The 17,983-nt window shown below is 27.3% G+C and carries 16 protein-coding genes and 1 tRNA gene; 6 read left to right on the top strand and 11 right to left on the bottom strand.

Going from position 1 to position 17,983, the window contains the following annotated elements:
* Together hisS and NPA13_RS00900 are read right to left on the bottom strand one after the other, a co-directional pair.
* Positions 1-1,362, bottom strand: a complete 1,362-nt coding sequence (gene hisS / locus NPA13_RS00905; RefSeq protein WP_257089449.1) for a histidine--tRNA ligase — start codon at positions 1,360-1,362, stop codon at positions 1-3.
* A 25-nt stretch (positions 1,363-1,387) separates the two neighbouring features.
* Complete coding sequence (locus NPA13_RS00900; protein ID WP_257089447.1) at positions 1,388-3,043, bottom strand: MAG5620 family putative phospho-sugar mutase; 1,656 nt, start codon at positions 3,041-3,043, stop codon at positions 1,388-1,390.
* A 108-nt stretch (positions 3,044-3,151) separates the two neighbouring features.
* Between NPA13_RS00900 and ychF the strand changes: the two genes are divergently transcribed.
* The 3 genes from ychF to NPA13_RS00885 all read left to right on the top strand — a co-directional run bounded on the left by ychF (position 3,152) and on the right by NPA13_RS00885 (position 5,868).
* The gene (ychF, locus tag NPA13_RS00895; RefSeq protein ID WP_257089445.1) at positions 3,152-4,249 is read left to right on the top strand and encodes a redox-regulated ATPase YchF; all 1,098 of its coding nucleotides are present in this window, start codon (positions 3,152-3,154) and stop codon (positions 4,247-4,249) included.
* Between the two features lie 33 nt (positions 4,250-4,282).
* Positions 4,283-4,356: transfer RNA gene (locus tag NPA13_RS00890), tRNA-Trp, on the top strand.
* A 351-nt stretch (positions 4,357-4,707) separates the two neighbouring features.
* Positions 4,708-5,868: a DUF262 domain-containing protein gene (locus NPA13_RS00885; protein WP_257089443.1), complete on the top strand. Its 1,161-nt coding sequence runs from the start codon at positions 4,708-4,710 to the stop codon at positions 5,866-5,868.
* A gap of 80 nt (positions 5,869-5,948) precedes the next feature.
* On the opposite strand, the gene NPA13_RS00880 is transcribed toward NPA13_RS00885, so the two are convergent.
* The 9 genes from NPA13_RS00880 to NPA13_RS00840 form a co-directional block, all read right to left on the bottom strand.
* Positions 5,949-6,713 carry an Eco47II family restriction endonuclease gene (locus NPA13_RS00880; RefSeq protein WP_257089441.1) on the bottom strand — a complete coding sequence of 255 codons (765 nt, stop codon included), beginning with the start codon at positions 6,711-6,713 and terminating at the stop codon, positions 5,949-5,951.
* 1 nt (position 6,714) lies between these two features.
* Positions 6,715-7,746 carry a DNA cytosine methyltransferase gene (locus NPA13_RS00875; protein WP_257089439.1) on the bottom strand — a complete coding sequence of 344 codons (1,032 nt, stop codon included), beginning with the start codon at positions 7,744-7,746 and terminating at the stop codon, positions 6,715-6,717.
* A gap of 478 nt (positions 7,747-8,224) precedes the next feature.
* Complete coding sequence (nusG, locus tag NPA13_RS00870) at positions 8,225-8,827, bottom strand: transcription termination/antitermination protein NusG (RefSeq protein ID WP_257089437.1); 603 nt, start codon at positions 8,825-8,827, stop codon at positions 8,225-8,227.
* Between the two features lie 11 nt (positions 8,828-8,838).
* The gene (secE, locus tag NPA13_RS00865; protein ID WP_257089435.1) at positions 8,839-9,096 is read right to left on the bottom strand and encodes a preprotein translocase subunit SecE; all 258 of its coding nucleotides are present in this window, start codon (positions 9,094-9,096) and stop codon (positions 8,839-8,841) included.
* 2 nt (positions 9,097-9,098) lie between these two features.
* On the bottom strand, positions 9,099-9,248 hold the full coding sequence (gene rpmG, locus NPA13_RS00860) for a 50S ribosomal protein L33 (RefSeq protein WP_257089433.1): 150 nt from the start codon (positions 9,246-9,248) through the stop codon (positions 9,099-9,101).
* A gap of 101 nt (positions 9,249-9,349) precedes the next feature.
* Positions 9,350-11,350 carry a hypothetical protein gene (locus NPA13_RS00855; protein ID WP_257089431.1) on the bottom strand — a complete coding sequence of 667 codons (2,001 nt, stop codon included), beginning with the start codon at positions 11,348-11,350 and terminating at the stop codon, positions 9,350-9,352.
* A gap of 1,042 nt (positions 11,351-12,392) precedes the next feature.
* The gene (locus tag NPA13_RS00850; protein ID WP_257089429.1) at positions 12,393-12,965 is read right to left on the bottom strand and encodes a hypothetical protein; all 573 of its coding nucleotides are present in this window, start codon (positions 12,963-12,965) and stop codon (positions 12,393-12,395) included.
* 38 nt (positions 12,966-13,003) lie between these two features.
* Entirely contained in the window at positions 13,004-13,768 is a 765-nt protein-coding gene (rlmB, locus tag NPA13_RS00845; RefSeq protein ID WP_373457119.1) for a 23S rRNA (guanosine(2251)-2'-O)-methyltransferase RlmB, read from the bottom strand.
* Positions 13,769-13,775: 7 nt separating this feature from the next.
* The gene (locus tag NPA13_RS00840; RefSeq protein WP_257089427.1) at positions 13,776-15,008 is read right to left on the bottom strand and encodes a class I tRNA ligase family protein; all 1,233 of its coding nucleotides are present in this window, start codon (positions 15,006-15,008) and stop codon (positions 13,776-13,778) included.
* Between the two features lie 164 nt (positions 15,009-15,172).
* Here NPA13_RS00840 and argS point away from each other — a divergent pair, with 164 nt between their 5' ends.
* The 3 genes from argS to fba are packed head-to-tail and all read left to right on the top strand — an operon-like array spanning position 15,173 to position 17,977.
* Positions 15,173-16,828: an arginine--tRNA ligase gene (gene argS, locus NPA13_RS00835; RefSeq protein WP_257089425.1), complete on the top strand. Its 1,656-nt coding sequence runs from the start codon at positions 15,173-15,175 to the stop codon at positions 16,826-16,828.
* A 17-nt stretch (positions 16,829-16,845) separates the two neighbouring features.
* A complete protein-coding gene (gene rpoE, locus NPA13_RS00830) occupies positions 16,846-17,097 on the top strand; it encodes a DNA-directed RNA polymerase subunit delta (RefSeq protein ID WP_257089423.1) in 252 nt (83 codons plus the stop codon).
* A gap of 13 nt (positions 17,098-17,110) precedes the next feature.
* Complete coding sequence (gene fba / locus NPA13_RS00825) at positions 17,111-17,977, top strand: class II fructose-1,6-bisphosphate aldolase (RefSeq protein WP_257089421.1); 867 nt, start codon at positions 17,111-17,113, stop codon at positions 17,975-17,977.
* The last annotated feature ends 6 nt before the right edge of the window (positions 17,978-17,983 follow it).

Here is a 17,983-nt window from a genome sequence, read left to right as displayed (position 1 = left end):
TTATTTTCCTTCTTCTAATTCTTCAATAAGAAGTGCAACATCAACTAATTTCGAGTCACTGATTGTGATGTGTTCATCGCTATTTTCTAAAATAAAGTTAAGTGCAGAAATGATACCCTCTTCATTTTTTGAGAATGTAACTTTTTCTCCTGTAACCATATCTCTGATGATTAATAAGTTAGGATTAATCATTTTGTCATCATAAACTAAGAAGTCAGCGGTTCTCTTTGCTGCTTTTTCAAATAACTTTTTATTTTTAATTAAAGAATGTTCTGTGTAAACTGATAAACCAGCTGTTGCAATATAATTTTGTCCCATTATAGTACCAAAAGCAATATTATCTTCATCATTTGTCATTGCAATATAAACATCAGCGTGTCTTAGTTCTGTATCTGGTTTTAAAATTTCCATCGCATTTTCTCTTACAACATCGACAACACGATCAATTCCCATTCCAAAACCAACACTTGAAATATTATCTCCACCTAATTGAGCTATTAAGTTTGAATATCTTCCACCACCAATTAATGTAAGTCCACTTGTTGAACCTTTACCTGCTGTTACAAATTCAAATACAGTTTCATCATAGTAATCAAGCCCTCTAACTAATTCATTAGAAACTTTGTATTCAATATTTGCTGCATCAAGTGCTGTAGTAACTTTTACAAAGTATTCTTTTGATTCATCTGATAAATAATCAGCAATTTTAGGCGCATTTTTAATAAAAGGTTTTTGCGAATCTTCTTTATCATCAAGAATTCTTAAAACTTTTTTGCTTTCTAATCTTTCTTGTGAAATTTCACTTAACTCGGATTTGTAAAGTAATAAGTAGTTATATAAAGCTTCTTCATATTGTTTTCTACTTAATTCATCACCAATTGTGTTGATTTTTAATTCTCAATCAACCATCAAGTTATCTAAAATGTGCGCAGCTAATAAAATAACTTCCACATCCTTTGTATAAGCTTTTTCACCTACAAATTCAACACCAGCTTGATAGAACTGTCTGTATCTACCTTTTTGAGGTTGCTCATATCTGAACATTGGCCCATAGTAAGCAAATTTACTAAATCCATCATTTAATCATTTTTGTTCAATAAGTGCTCTAACAAAAGGTGCAGTTCCTTCAGGTCTAAGTGCTATATCTCTGTCACCTTTGTCTTTAAATTCATACATTTCTTTTTTAACAATTTCTGAATCATCCACAGAACGTCTGAAAAGTGAAGCTTGTTCCATAATAGGCGTTTCCACTAAAACATAACCTGCTTTAGCAACTGTTTCAGTGAACATATCAGTTACAAAATCTTTTAATAAAAACTCTACTGGTGAATAGTCTTTTGTTCCTTTAATTTTTGTGATCATAGTAACTCCTTAATATATTTGGAAATTATACTTTTTTCTCTTGCAGCTTGTTTATTTGTTTAACAATTTTTAAAATTCTTTTTCTGATTTTATTTTTAACTAAATTAGCTCATATAGTTTCTAAAAATGGATGAAATTTATACATATGAGATTGAAATTCAGTTTTAATTTCAATCTCTTTTTTAGCTTTCTTGTAAGAAACACTTGTAATAGTTGAGAATCTTTTGCCTTTTGTTTTAACTTGAAAAATGTAATGTTGTTTTGTGTTATCTCAATCAAGTAATTGGAGCTTATCTATTTTTGATTTTTTAAGAAAGCCGGTTGGTTTATTGACTAAATAATCAAAAACATTTTTCATATCTTGAACAGTTTTGTTAATGTATGAATAAACATAGTAAGTTTTATTCATTGATTCAATCATCTTGTTGTATTTAAGTGTAAGTAAGTTATTGTTTTCTAAATACTCTTGCAACATCACGCAGAAGTTAAATAGAAAATCATAATTTTCAAAACTTAAATGTTCATTAATATCATTTGAAAATGAATTTGAATTATATGCAAATAAAATGTTATTTGGGTCATCCATTTTATTTTCAAATTCATAAGGAATTTTAAAAGTATTAAGTAAGTTGATAATTAACTCTGAAGCATCTAGTGGAATAAAAATATTTGGTTTATCAGTTAACTTAGTTTCTTTTCATTTTAAATATTGGTTTGAAATGAAAAGATAAGCGATTTGGTCATTATTTAATTCAACAAAGCTATTTTTAACTCTAGCAAATAACTTAATATCATTATGTTCATCCATAACAATAATTAAGTTAGCATTGTAATTAGTTGATAGAGCTCATTTAACAATAGAAAAAGTTGAATTTTTATTTTTTAAATCTTTATTAAGTGTTGGGTTCAACTTTGAAACCTTAACATTTAAATTTGATAAAAATCTATTAATAATGTAGTTTGATAAATTGTCGCTAATAAGTGTATAAACAACCAATTTGTTGTTTGAACTAAAATCAAATTCATATTTAACTGATTTTAAGAAGTTTTCATAAGCTGAGTCAATAACTTTGTCTGAGTTTAAAACAATTGAATAATTTGAATCAGAAACAAATATGTGATCTTTAACTTCATAAAGCTCATTAATTAACTTCTCTTGTTCTTCCAGTGAAATTAATTTATTTTTGTTGTAAATTTTTAAATAAAACTTATTATTAGTTTCTTTGTAATCTAAATAAACTGAATAATCTAAATACATATTGTTTACAGTTGTATTGATAAAAAAATCATTTAGCTTATCAATATTAAAAGTATAAACGTGGTACTTTTTATCATTTAAAAATCTAATTAATAAATCTTGAAGTTTAGAATTAATATTAACTTTGTTTTTTAATGCAACTAAAACTTTTCTTTTTCTATTAAAAATTGACTTTCTAGGAAGTGATTTATCAAAAAGTGAAATCAAATTAAGCAATGTATAAGGGTTTAAATTGTTGTAACCAAGTTGATTTTGTGTATCAAATTCAATTCCGTAAACAGTTGATTTTGCTCTTGTGTAAAATTCACCATTTGGAAACTGATTATCAACCTTTCTAACAAATTCATTAATGTCTGAATTTATTAGTTCCTTGGATTTATAGAAATTAAATCAATGTGTGATTTTATTGTTAATTTGACTCATTTTTACCTTCCTTAAAATTTATTTTAATTTTATCAAATTAAAAAATTACTTTTCAAGCATTTAGAGTAAAATTAAAAACATAATTATTGATTAAAAAGGAGTTTATTTATGTCACTAAAAGCAGGTATTGTAGGTCTTCCAAACGTAGGTAAAAGTACATTATTTAGTGCAATTACTAAAAAGCAAGTTGAATCATCTAACTACGCTTTCACAACTATTGAACCTAACATTTCATCAGTTCCTTTAATTGATACAAGATTACAAAAAATTGCAGACATTATCAAACCAGATAAAATTGTTTGAGCTACATTTGATTTTGTTGACATAGCCGGACTTGTTGAAGGTGCATCAAAAGGAGAAGGATTAGGAAATAAATTCTTATCAAACATTAGAGAAGTTGATGCAATTATTCACGTTGTTAGATGTTTTGAAGACAAAAACATCTTGCACGTAGCTAATTCAGTAAATCCCGTAAGAGATAAGGATGTTATTAACTATGAGTTAATGTTAGCTGACTTAGAAACAATTAACAACGTAATTAATAGAGTTACTAAAAAAGCTAAATCAGGTGATAAAGATGGTTTAATTGAATTTAATGCTGCTAACAAAGTTAAAGATGCATTGCTTCAATCAATACCAGCTCGTGATGTTGAACTTGATGAAAATGAATTAAAAGCTGTTAAAGGTTATCATTTACTCACGTTAAAACCAATAATTTATGTAGCTAACTTAGGTACAGAACAGTATGCAAATTACAAAGATGATAAACTTTATAATGAGCTTAAAAATTCATTAAAACAAAATGAAAAAATCATTCCAATTTCAGTTCAATTAGAATCTGAGTTAGTTGATCTATCGGATGACGAAAAAAACGAAATGCTCTCAATGTATGGCGTAGAACGTAGTGGTCTAGATGTTTTAACAAGAGAATCATTTGATCTTCTTAATTTAGAAACATACTTTACAGCAGGTAAAATTGAAGCAAGAGCTTGAGTTTACCATAAAGGTTGAGCAGCTCCTAAATGTGCAGGAATTATTCATACAGACTTTGAGAAAAAATTCATTAAAGCAGATGTTATTGCATATGAGGATTACATCGAATACAATGGTGAATTAGGCGCTAAAAACACTGGCAAAATGCGTTCTGAAGGTAAAAACTACATTATGAAAGATGGCGACGTTTGTCACTTTAAATTCGGGAAATAATAAAAAAATCATCATTTTAGATGATGATTGTATGGGGGTTTAGTATAGTGGTAGTGCTGCAGTCTCCAAAACTGAAAGTAAGGGTTCGATTCCTTTAACCCCTGCCAAATTCAAATAAATTTTCTGGTGTTTACGAATTACCAGATTTTTTTATTTTTGATATTTATTTTAATAGAAGAATTTAAGAATATTTTTAGCTAGTTTGTCTAATTATTTGTAAAACTAATATCTAATTTAAGTTAAATTATCAAATTTTGCAATTAAATTTAAAAATTGCTAATTTGTCAAAATAAGCAATAAGAAAAACGTATATAATTTATTATAGTATAGTAAATATAGTTTGTAGTAAAAGAAAGGATAACACATAACAAAATGAGAGAGAGAGAGAGAGACAACCTAAATTTCGTTCTGAAATTTATACAATAAGTAAATTAAAAGACCTAAAAGGAAAAGGTCTATTGATTGTAAACCCTGACTACCAAAGAAATTTTGTTTATAATCCAGAAAAAACATCAAAATTAATAGAATCTGCTCTTATGGGCATACCTCTTCCTAGCATATATTTATGCGAAGAAGAAGATGGCCGTTTATCAGTAATTGATGGCCAACAAAGATTAAAAACTCTTATTGAGTTTACAGAAAATAAATTTTCTTTAAATAAAAAAATTAATTCAGAAGATTGAAAAAATAAAAAATATACAGAACTGAATTTAGAAGATCAAAAAACCATTGATGAAACTAATCTATATGCATATACCTTGATAAAAGGACAAGATAAGCTGAAATTTGATATTTTTGAGAGATTAAATAAAGGTGCAGTCAATCTAAATGAGCAAGAATTAAGAAATTGCGTTTATCATGGTCAATATAATAAAATGATAAATGAATTGTCTAAAGAAGATGTAGTGCAACAATTATTTAAATTCAAAAATACTCGCATGAAATATCAAGAATTTATCTTACGTTTCCTAGCTCTAAGCGACTCCAAAGAATACAATGGTTATATGAAGCAATTTTTAAATGAGCATATGGATCATCATATTGATGCAATAAAGAATATAGAAAACAAAACGAAAAAAGATAAAAATAAATTTTTAAATATATCTAAATTAGTTCTTGAAGCACTTGGAAAAGATGCTTTTTGTAAGATTGGTTCAATAGGCGAAATTAAACATAATAGTTTTAATATTGGATATTATGAATCAATTATGATTGCATTTAGTAAGTTTGATGAACAAAGTATAAGAGATAATTATGATGAAATTTATAAGGAAATTGATTCATTAAAACGTGAGAACAAAACGTACAAATCTACTATGAAAAGTTCAACTACTTCAAAAGATAATGTTATGAAGAGAATTGATTTAGTAACTAAATCATTGACAAAAATTATTGGAAAAAATAAAAATAAGATACAACCTAGATCTTTTCCATCAGATTGAAAACCAAAATTAGCTAAAGATCAGGATTATAAATGTGGTATTTGTGGGCAAGAAATGCGCAACATTGATATTACTGAAATAGACCATATCATACCATATTCTAAAGGTGGAGAAACAACAAGAGAAAATGCTCAATTGGTACATGAAAAATGTAATCGATCAAAAAGCAATAAATAAAAGAGTTGCAGAAGGACTTTATAGTATTTAAACTAGGACAAGAAAAGTAGACAGAAAATAAAAAACTGTCTACTTTTCTATTACTTTTTAAAAGTATCATAATTTTTAAATGCTATTTCAAATAATGCCTTTGATATTTCTGTTGAAATATCATTCAACTCATCTAAAACAGTATCTTTTGGTCTTTTTACATTACCCATTTCCTTAACAACTTTTGGTAAAGTATCAATTAATTGATCACATAACTTTTTAAAAGCAAACTTATCCTCTGTGATAAATTCATAAAACTTATCAATAGACATATGTCTAATTCTTTTAGTAATATATGGATCTTCGATTTGTTTCTTAGAGATTGTAAATTCTTTATCTGTTGTTTTTAATGCAATCACTTCAACCAATGCACATTGTAAATTTTCATCATTTGATGTTTTAATTTTCTCTAACATTTTTGAATAAATTTTATCTCTTGATGAACTATTCATTGTATTATGTTTATTTTTCATTTCAACATATAAAGTTAATCCATCTTTTTTAACAATAATGTCTCAACCATGATCTGGAACAACACAATTTTCTATATATTTAAAAATGTTTTGATGAAAATAACCGATTGCATTATTATTGTGCTTATCTCTTTGTCTTTCGATCTCTTGATCGATCAATGATGTAAAACTCTTATTTAAAATTTCTTTATCAAAAAGCAGTTTTATTGGATCGATTACATTGCTATTAAATTTCTTTAAATCAATTGCTTCAGTACCTTTTACGTAGCTATCAACGGTTTCTTTGATGTGATTTGTAAAATCACTTTCACTAATAAAACTTAAATTATATTTGTAGCTCATATTAGTCATCTCTTTTCATATTTTTTAAAGCTTTGACGATTTGCTTTCCAACACTTTTAGCTAAGTTTACTGGGACTGCATTTCCAATTTGCTTATATTGATTTGCAACTGAACCTTTAAAAGTTCATCCATCCGGAAATGATTGAATTCTTGCAGATTCTCTAATTGTAAATGGTCTATTTTCGAACGGATGGCACCTGTCTGTTTGTTTCATTTGAGGAGTTGTTAAGATAGTTAATGATGGTTCATCAAGACTTAATCTTCTTAAAATACCAGTTCTTCCTCCATATGAATCTCAACTGGATTTCATATATTCCTTTGCTATTTCCTCAGGTATATCTCTTCAATATCCACCTGCTGGGACAAGTGAGAAAATAGCTTCTTTTTCCTTAGAATATTTAGCACCCTCACTAGCAGGGACATCTAATAAAATATCTCTTAAAACTGGTTTAGGATAATGTTTATTTGGGAATTGAAAAACAATTTTGTCAACTAAATCATTACGAATTCCAATTAAAATTAATCTTTCTCTTTTCTGAGCCACATTATAATCTCAAGCATTCAGAACTTGATATTCTAATTTGTAACCTTCATTTGTGAAAATATTGTAAATGACTTCAAAAGTTTTACCATTATCGTGTGAAAGTAAACCTTTAACATTTTCAAATAGGAACATTTTTGGCTTAAGCTTATTAAGGAATAAGGCGTAGTTGTAGAATAAAGTTCCTCTTGTATCCTCTAAACCCAACCTTTTACCAGCATAACTAAAACTTTGGCAAGGAGCTCCACCTGATAAAACATCTAGTTCACCTTCTTTTAGATTAAATAACTTACATAAATCCTCTTGTGAAATTTTTGTTATGTCTTCTTGGATAACATTTCATTCAGGTCTGTTAGTTTTCAATGTGTCACAAGCTCATTTATCAACTTCAATTAAGCCTATGTGTTGAATACCAGCTTCTTCTAGACCTAAAGCTAATCCACCGGCTCCTGCAAATAATTCAATACCTTTTATTTTTTCTCTTTTTTTCATTATTTCAACTCTCCAAATATATATTTTAATTATATTTTAAATTGGTTATTATTGTATAAAAAAGAGCAGTTAAAAACGAATTCAAAAAATAAAATGAAAAGTCCACTCTTTTAATCTTAAGACATTAAAAATTTGATTATCATGAGGAATTCAAACTCTTAAAAAATGGATTTTATAATTTTGAATATTTAAAAAATTCAGATAAAAAAGTCTATGATATTAAATAAACACAAAGAGTGTGGTGAGGTACAGACACTATGACTCACCAGCAACTTATTTGAAAAAACAAGATACAGAGAAGAAATGCGTAATCTATTTAAAGATTCTACATATAGAAAAGAGTTAGGTGCAGAATTTAAAAAAGATACATCTAAATATAAAATCGCAATTGTTTAATTAGATAATAAAGTTATTTTTCATGCTCTTATTAAATTTTCAATAAAAAAGAACAGCTAACGCTGTTCAATTTATCTAATAATTAGTATTCTGTTGAATGCTCTAATGAATCGATGCTTAATTCAACAGAAGTTCTTTTTCCAAATGATTCAATTTGAATTGTAGCGATATTTGCGTCTAAGTTTAATGATTTAATTGGACCAATTTCACCTTTAAATGGACCATCTAAAACTACAACTAAATCATTAATTTTAAGTCCTTGTAAGTTTTTACCTAAGTTAAATAAGTGTGTAGCTTCTTCAGCGGCTTTTTCCATTTTTCTAATTTCTCTAGAAGAAACAGGTGTAGGCTTTGCTCCTTTACCAGATGAACCGATGATACCTGTAACATTTTGTGTGTTACGTACAACGTATCAAGCTTCATCTGTCATATCCATATTTGCGAAAATGTATCCAGGGTAAAGATTTGTATATTTAACCTTGTATTCTTGACCTAAACGTCTTTTTTCTAATTCTTTAGCTGTTAAAATAGGTTTTTTAAAGATTTTAAAAGCGCCATCTTGTGTTGCATATTGATTAAATGATTCTGCAACATTTTCAGCAATAATACGGTTATTTAAAGCTTCGATAACTTGTTCTTCTTTTCCTCTAACAGTAGAGATCATGTATCATTTAAAATTATTCATAATTTACCTTTCTAAACTGAACCAATTACTTCTCATAATTTTGTAAATCCAATTGTTACTGCATAAACAAATAAAGCAAATATAGCTGTAAAAACAAGAATTTTAACAAGGTTTATTCAATTTTCTCTTGGAGTTGCTCAACGAACACGTTTAATTTCTTTAACAGTCTTTCTAAAGAAATAAATTTTATTTCTACTTTCAAATCTGTCTTTTAAAGACATTTTTGCTGTTTCGACTTTTTCAGTTTTTGCTTTCTTATTTTTTCTCATAATTAAACTTCTTCTTTGTGAATTGAGTGTTGTTTGCAATGAGGACAATATTTTTTAATTGCTAAACGTTCTGCATTTCCAGCACTTTTAATTGTCACGTAATTTTTCTTTCTGCATAATTCACATGCAATTGATACCTTGTTACTTTTCATAGTGTTTTAATTTTACCACAACATTACAATATACATTAAGTAAATGAATGCTATGTAATAGGTTTAATTGAAATTATTTACATGTGAAAAAACATAACACATTACTTTCTTCATCTAAATATTGATCTCACTTTTGCAAATGCTAAACGCACTCCTAAATTAACTGTTGGGACTAAATTACCTCTAACTAAGCTTAAAAATAATCTATTTCTAAATTGATTCTTAATAATAAGGCCAATAAGCATAATGTTGTTAGAACTAATAAGCTTCATTTTAGGTGTTTTTAATATAAAGTTGATTGTTTCATTAATGATTTTATTTTGCATTTTAGTCATATTTAAATTGCTCAATAACTTATCTACATATCTATCAAGAGCTTCAAAATCTCTTCTTGAGAGATATTTATAATCAATCTTGCAATAGGCTAAAATGAATTGAATTAATTTATCCTTATCAGTGAACAATTGTTCTAAAACAATGTTTAGAAACTTCGATGATATTTGTTTGATTAGCTCTTTGTTTTGGATAACAAAACTATTAAAGTAACTTTCAAAGCTAACAAAATGTGAACTTGATAAAAAGTAATCTTTAAAAATAATCATAAATTCATCTAAATCATTTTTTACTAATGAAAAATCTAAATTAAACTCATAATCAATTTTTCTAATATCAATTGGAATCTTAATAAATTTTCTTTTATTTAACTCACCAAGGATAAAATGAATTAAATCAATTATCTCTTCTTTGAAATTAGGGTACTTTTCAAAGAATTTTTTTGTTATATCAAACAATGTTTTTTCATTTGAAACTAAAAAGAATTGTCAAAACTTATTAAGCGAAATGTTTTTGTTTCTAGTAAAGAATTTTTCAACATTATCAATCAATGTGACAAACTCTTGATTATTAGCTAAAAAGTCAATTAATGTGTCTGTGAATTTTAGTGAACTGAATTTATTTTCAATATATTCAAGTACGTTTTCGTCATGGAAAATCTTACCAATGAGTGACATAACATTCTCATTTAGAAGTGCGCTGAAATTAAGAGTGATATCTAAACCTTTAGTTAGTTTCTCAGTAATCAATGAATTGCTAATTGTGCTTATATAAATTCTAATTAGCGAACCTTCTAGAACACCTAATTCTTTGTATCAAGTTTGAACAAGATCAATAATTTTGTTATCCGGGTATATTGGAATACTTCTAAATTTAGTTCAAGTAAATTTATTTAAATGATGCTCTTTAGCAAAATTTAGATAAAGTTTCTTTCCAATGTATTTATAACATTTCTTACTGCAATGAATATCTAAAAACAACTGATATCATTTGCGTTCATTTCTTAAACATTGTTCAAAGTCAAATATTTCAACATATTTAGTATTTGTTGCAGCTGAAACTTCTGTAAAAATATTCTGAAATACCTTGTATATAGATTTAAAAATAGAATAACTCTTGTTTAAAAGATTATCTTTATTTTTAAGAATCAACTTGTTAAGTACGGGTAATGAAGCGATAGGATAATCGACTAAATAGATTTTGCAATTTGTATTAACTTCTTTAATTTTGTTAACTAAAACAATATATTCATTAATGATTTGCTGTGTTGTACGTTTAATATTTTTCAATAAATCATCAATTTGTTTATTTTGAAGGTAGTAATCTTTTTGAGACATTACCTCAACTAAGTCTACATAGGAAATACTGAATAAAAATTCAATTCCACTAGAGTTTATAAATAAGTAATCTGCTTCCTTAATTTCTTTTAAATATGAATCAAAATCATAATTAAAACAAGTGTGATTAAATTTTTGAGCTAGAACTTTATTTATGTGCATTAGCTCTCTTGTTTCATCAGTGAACTCTTCTCCAGAAACGATATTAATTCAAGTGCTAATCTTGCTTGCTGATAGGCCTAAGTTGCTATATTTAATGTCTAAATTTCTACCAACATTCTTCTGAAATAACTCAATGAAATAGTCTGAATAAGCATAACCTAACTCATCTAAATTTCCATATGTTCCAGTTCCTTGAGATAAATCAAAACCTTGCGCTATTGAGTCGCCAATAAATACAAATTTTTTATTTCTAAAATTGCGATTATTCATATTACTAAAATATTAGCACATAATATAAAAAGAGAAAATTTACAAACAAAGGATATAAAAACCACTTAACTTAAAAAAAGTTAAGTGGAAATCTAATAGACATTGTAAAAAATTAAATAATAAAATTAAAGAAAGGTGTTTGACATTTAACAGAAAATGTCTAACTGATGAGAGAAGAAAAAATAATGAATTTCGGTTCATTTAGAACCAATTTTGTATTTCGCATTTAATAATAAAGTCTTATATTGAATAAAAGTTAATAAATGGATAAATATAAGAAAGTGAAATACTTTTCAAATGTTGAGAAAGGAATAATCCAACAAATAAACTAAAAACCATATAATATTTTGTTTAAAACACTATAAAAATTTAATGAAAACCAAAGTGAGTAATGAAGAACATAAACTGGAAAGTGAAAAAGAGTTCAGTCCCCACAACATACAAGAAGATAACCGTAATTTTGAGAAGTACCTCAAAAATTTACACTAATAAAATAAAAAGCAACAAGAGAAAACATATTAATTAAACTTACGAATTTTCCTTAACCCTTAAAACTTAAACTCAAGTTTAATTAATTTTGAACATCCCAGACACTCCCCCAAGTAACTGAGATGATACGTTTTCATAACCTAACACTTACCCAATGTTATTAATATGCAAGAATGAATAATTATTGGAAATAAAATCCAAGTGAGTTTACCTAAAATACGGAAAAAACATAGATAGAATCAAAAAAAGGTCTATACATGCATATTTTGTAAGTGAAAAAATAAAAGAAATATAGAAGGGACTAAATCGCCAGAGAGTAAAAACGATTTGTCTCAAAAAAATATAAAAAATAATGGAGCAACAAGCAAAATATAGCTTGTTTATAAAAAACATAACAAGATAAAGAGATTTTAAAAATCAACACAAAATAATTTGAAAAATCTACTGCGTTTTATACCATAAAAACATTTCATAAACTTATGTAAATATACGATAAATATATATGAGAAAGAAGAATTAAAAATTTGGACATATAAGTTAACATAAGCTATATTTAACTTGATATCAATGTAGTAATAAGGTTGTTCGAACAAATAATGTCAATATCAATTGATGAACCAACATTTAAATCTGTTGTTTTCATAACTGAATGTTTCTTTTTATAACTACTATTTAAAAAATGATTTCTTGAGTGCATTTTTTGAGTTTTAATTTGATAATCAAGTTGTTTTGGACTATGTGAGTTATCAACTACACTATTTTCCATGTCTATTAGAATTTTTTGTAAATTTACCCTTTTGTTAGCTATACCATCATCAAAAATATATTGAGAGTTAATTTCTGAGTGGAAGAAATTCAGGGTATGTAACTTTAATTTATTTCAAATGAATGATTCGAAATGAGAATAGGATTTAAAATCCTTACAAAAAACTTCTGAAGAAACTTCTAGAAAAATTCCTAAAAATTCATGAAGTATAACATTTTTAATTTCTGCTGGCTCAATAGATACCTTACCAAAGACTCAACTAACTTTTCTAGACAAAACATCTATTGACTTACTGTGCTGTATACTGAAAGCAGAAATGATTTTTGAAACTGAATAATACTTGTCATTTTCGAGTTTCAAAAATTCAGAGAGAAACTTATCGTTCAAATGATATTTTCTTATCATTTAGTTAATGCATCGAACACAATAATACCTGTTGCTACTGATACATTTAAAGATTGCACATTCCCCCTTTGTGGAATATAAATTGTTTGATCTGTGACTGAAAGCACACTTTTTGATACACCATCACCTTCGTTACCTACAACTAAAATTGTAGGTCTGTCGTATTCCACCGTTGTGTATGGGAGAGCTTTTTCATCTAATACAGTTGAATAAACTCAATAACCTCTTTTTTTGAGTTGAGTTAAGGCCGCATTAAGACTATTAACTCTGTAAAAATTCATATTTACAAATCCACCTGATGAAACCTTTAACACAGTTGAATTAATTACAGCTGCATTATCTTTAGGGAAAATAATATGCTTAATTCCCCCAGCATTTGCTGTTCTTATAATTGCACCAAAGTTATGTGGATCTTGAATTTTGTCCAACACAAGAATTGGTGAATTATCCTTATGCAATCTTCCTAAATCGTCTAGTCCCTTGTAATTAACAGATTTTAAGATTGCTTTAAAACCTTGATGGTTTTCTTTTGTTTCTTCATCTAAAGTTTTCTTATCAGTGATAACAATTTTTATACCCCTTAAAGTGTTATCATCTTTAAAGTACTTCAAACTTCCTTCATCAGTTAAGTGTATTTCAGAAATATCTAATTTATTATTGACACAGTCAATAACAGAATTTTTCCCATACACAATTAATTCTCCCACTTTTTTAGTGGTCATATCATATTTTTTTTGTTTTTCGTGTAATTTTTTCATATTTACCCTATATTAAATTATTTTCAATCAATTCGTTTCTTAATTTGTCAGCATTTTGATAATCTTTTTGAGCTAAAAAATCTTGTCATTTTTGATAAATTGCAACATATTTTTTATAATCGAATTTATTAAATTCAAAACCTAACTTATCAAAAATATATACTAATGTAGCTATGTCCAAGGTGTTTTTGTCTTTATTAATATTTTTAATTAGATCATTAATAAGTTTATTAAAGTCAGAAAATCTCTGCTCAAAAATATATGTGAATGCTTCTGTAGCCAATTCATTTTTAATTTGTGAATTGTTTTGTTTGTTTAATAGTGCATTTAAGAAGTAAATTTTGCTAATTTTCTTGAAAATCACTTCAACATTATTAATTAAATTCTCATCAATATTGATCAAGCCTGTAAATGAGTTTAATAATAAAATCATTTTAAAATAGTCAGCTGAATAATTTTTAAGAAAGTCGGAAGCTAAAATTACGTTTTGTAATGACTTAGACATCTTAATTCCATTTAAATTAATTTGACCTGTTCTTAATCATTTATTTGAAAGCTGTTTTTGATTTAAAGCATAGAATTGAATATTTTCATTTTCATGGTGTGGGAATGTTAAGTCCATCCCTCCTCCGTGAATATCTAAACCAGAATCTCCAAAATGTTTTTCAATTAAGGCAACACATTCTGTGTGCCATCCTGGTCTACCTTCACCAAAAGAAACATTGTATTTAACACCCTCAGTTGTGTTTTTTCATAAAGCAAAATCAGCAGGTGATTTTTTATTTGAAGAAAGTTCACTATCTTCAAATTTCATGTTTTCAATTTTTTGATTTGAAACAATACCATAGTCATTTTGGTTTTTTATGACATCAAATCAAACATTACCTTCATTATCTAAATATGCATTATTCGATTTGATTAATCTTTGAATAAAGTTATCAATTAAATCAATATTTTCGGTTACATATTCAATGTCTGTTATAGTGTCAACATTGAATTGTTTAAGTAAATCTAAATATAAATTACCATACTTTTCCGATACTTGATTTTCTGCAACACCTTGCTCTTGGGCTTTTTTGATAATCTTGTCATCAATATCAGTAATATTATGAACAAATTTATATTCAATCCCTAGTTGCTTTGCAGCTTTTAAAATTAAGTCCATGGTTACAATCGGTCTCATATTTCCTATATGAACATCATTGTAAACTGTGGGTCCACATACATATATTTTTAACATATTGTTATTATAATAAAAAATAATATTTAATTACCATTTTATATAAGCAAAATTAACTTTTATAACTATGTATAAGGTACATAAAACTAGTTGTTTCCTAGCTATATAAAAAATATTTTTTAATATAATAGATATATAAAATATATCTATAAATAAGGAGGATTATGACGCTAAAAGAACAGTTAAAACAAAACATCATTGGCGCAGTTATAGAGTTGCAAAATGAAGATTTTGTTAATAAGGATCTTAATGTGAAAGATTTAGTTTTTAATATCACTCAACCTAATGTTCCTGATAATATTAACATCGATCAAGTTGTTTATGACTTTAGTACAAATATTGCATTTATTTTAAAAAATCATTGTGCTATTAAAAATCCAATTGAAGTAGCAAATAAATTGGTTGCTAAAATGTCAAATTCTAATATCTGCCAAAAAATAGACATTGCTGCGCCTGGATTTATCAATATTGTTTTAAGCAATCAATTATTTTTATCAACAATACAAAACGTTAACTTAAATCCAACAAAATACGGAGCCGACTTTATTAATAAGCAACATGTTAATGTTGAATTTGTTTCGGCTAACCCAACAGGATTTTTACATGTTGGTCATGCTAGAGGCGCTGCTTATGGAGATTCTTTAATTAGAATTTTAAGACATGCTGGTTACGATGTTGAAGCCGAATATTATGTAAATGATGCAGGTAATCAAATTAATGTACTTACAAATTCGGTTTATGTAAGATATCAAAACTTATTTGGTATTGATGCACAGTTACCTGAAGATTGCTACAGAGGTCAAGATATAGTTTGATGTGCTACAAAAATTAAAGAAAAATATGGTGATTATTTCTTAAATGCTGATGAAGTTAAATTAAGTGAATTATCAACTGTAGCTAAAGATATTATGCTTGATAAAATCAGAGAAGATCTTGGTAGATTAAATGTTTCATTTGATACATTTGCTTCCGAAAAAGCAATTAAAGAAGATGGCTTAATTGAACCAGTTCTTAAAAAAATAAGCAAATACACATACAAAGAAGATGGTGCATTATTCTTAAAAACCAAAGAATTCGGCGATGATAAAGACCGTGTGCTTATCAAAGCTGATGGAAATTACACTTATTTCTTACCTGATATTGCTTATCACGAACTTAAGTTCCAAAAGTCACCTAAACTTATTAATATCTGAGGAGCAGACCATTCAGGATACATTCAAAGAATGAAAATTGCGATGCAATGTTTAGGTTACAATCCAGACAATTTAGATATATTAACTATTCAATTAGTAAGATTAATCAAAGATGGAGAAGAATTTAAAATGTCTAAAAGAGCTGGTACAGCAGTTACTTTGCAAGATCTTTTAGATTACTCTTCAGCTGATGCAGTTAGATTTATGATGCTCACTAGAGAAATCAATAATAAATTTGATTTTGATATTGATGCAGCTAACTCAACTGATGTTAATAACCCTGTATTTATAGTTCAATATGCTCACTCAAGAGCTGTATCATTATTAAATAGATTAAAACAAGAAGAGGTTAATGATCAAATTAACTTTACAAACAAAGCTAAAAAACTTATTATTGAATTAGACTCATTCTCTGAATTAATTAAAACAATTGTGTCAACTTCAAAAGTCAACTTATTAACACAATACTTAATTAATTTAGCTAAATCATTTAACAGTTTTTATGCTGAAACTAAATTATTAGGTCACGAAGATGAAGCAACATATGCTCACCTTATCAAATCAGTTCAAGCGATTTTAGCTCTTGGACTTAACTTAATTGGTGTTTCTGCACCTTTATCAATGTAATTAAAGGAGAATTTATTATGTACAAAACAATGTTAGAAATCGCATACGAATTAGTATCATCACGTCCAACAGACGAATTTGCATTTATGGAAATCTTTGACACTGTTGAAGACGAGTTAAGATATGACTGAGAAGACAGATTCGTTACAATGAACACACCATATGAAAAAGTTAGAGAAAGAAAAATTGGTGAGTTATACCGTTTATTAACAGTTGATAAAAGATTCAACAGACTTGCAAACGGAAACTGAGAATTAAGAAATATCTAATAAGTAGGTTTTTATGTCATTAGTTAACGCAAAAGATATGCTCAAGAGAGCTAAAAAAGGTAAATACGCAATTCCTCATTTTAATATTAATAACTTAGAATGAACAAAAGCAATTCTTACAACATGTCAAGAAATGAATTCACCTGTTATTTTAGGAGTTTCAGAAGGAGCACTTAAATATATAGGTGGATATGAAACTGTAACAGGTTTAGTTTCAGGTCTTATTAAGGACTTAAAAATTTCAATTCCTGTAGCTCTTCATTTAGATCACGGTTCATTTGATGCTTGTGTTAAAGCTATTGAGTCAGATGGTTTTACTTCAATTATGTTCGATGGTTCACACCTCCCATTTGCTGAAAATAAAGAATTAACTCAAAAACTTGTTTACTTAGCTCAAAGTAAAAATATGACTGTTGAAGCTGAGATTGGTTCAATCGGTGGTGAAGAAGATGGTGTTATCGGAAACGGTGAAATTGCAGATATTGAAGAAGCTAAACAATTAGCTGCTGAAAAAATCACAGTTCTAGCAGCAGGAATCGGAAACATCCACGGTAAATATCCAAAAAACTGACAAGGTCTTAATTTTGAAGTTCTTGAAAAATTATCAAGTGAAACAGGTTTAGGAATTGTTCTTCACGGTGGTAGCGAAGTTCCACTTGACCAAATCCAAAAAGCAATCAGTTTAGGTGTTACAAAAATTAACATCAACACCGATTTACAATTAGCAAACCACGCTGCAATTAGAGAATTTATCATTAGCAACAAAGATCTTGAAGATAAAAATTATGATCCTAGAAAACTTTACAAACCTGGTTATGAAGCTATGTGTAGGGTAATTAAACAAAAAATATTAGAGTTCGGATCAAATGATAAAGCTTAGCATCAT

Origin of the sequence: Mycoplasma sp. 2045 (genome assembly GCF_024582715.1) — a bacterium.
Classification (GTDB): Bacteria; Bacillota_I; Bacilli_A; order Mycoplasmatales; family Metamycoplasmataceae; genus Mycoplasmopsis.
The sequence above is the reverse complement of the archived record's forward strand: the minus strand, read 5'-3'. Positions and strand labels throughout refer to the sequence as shown.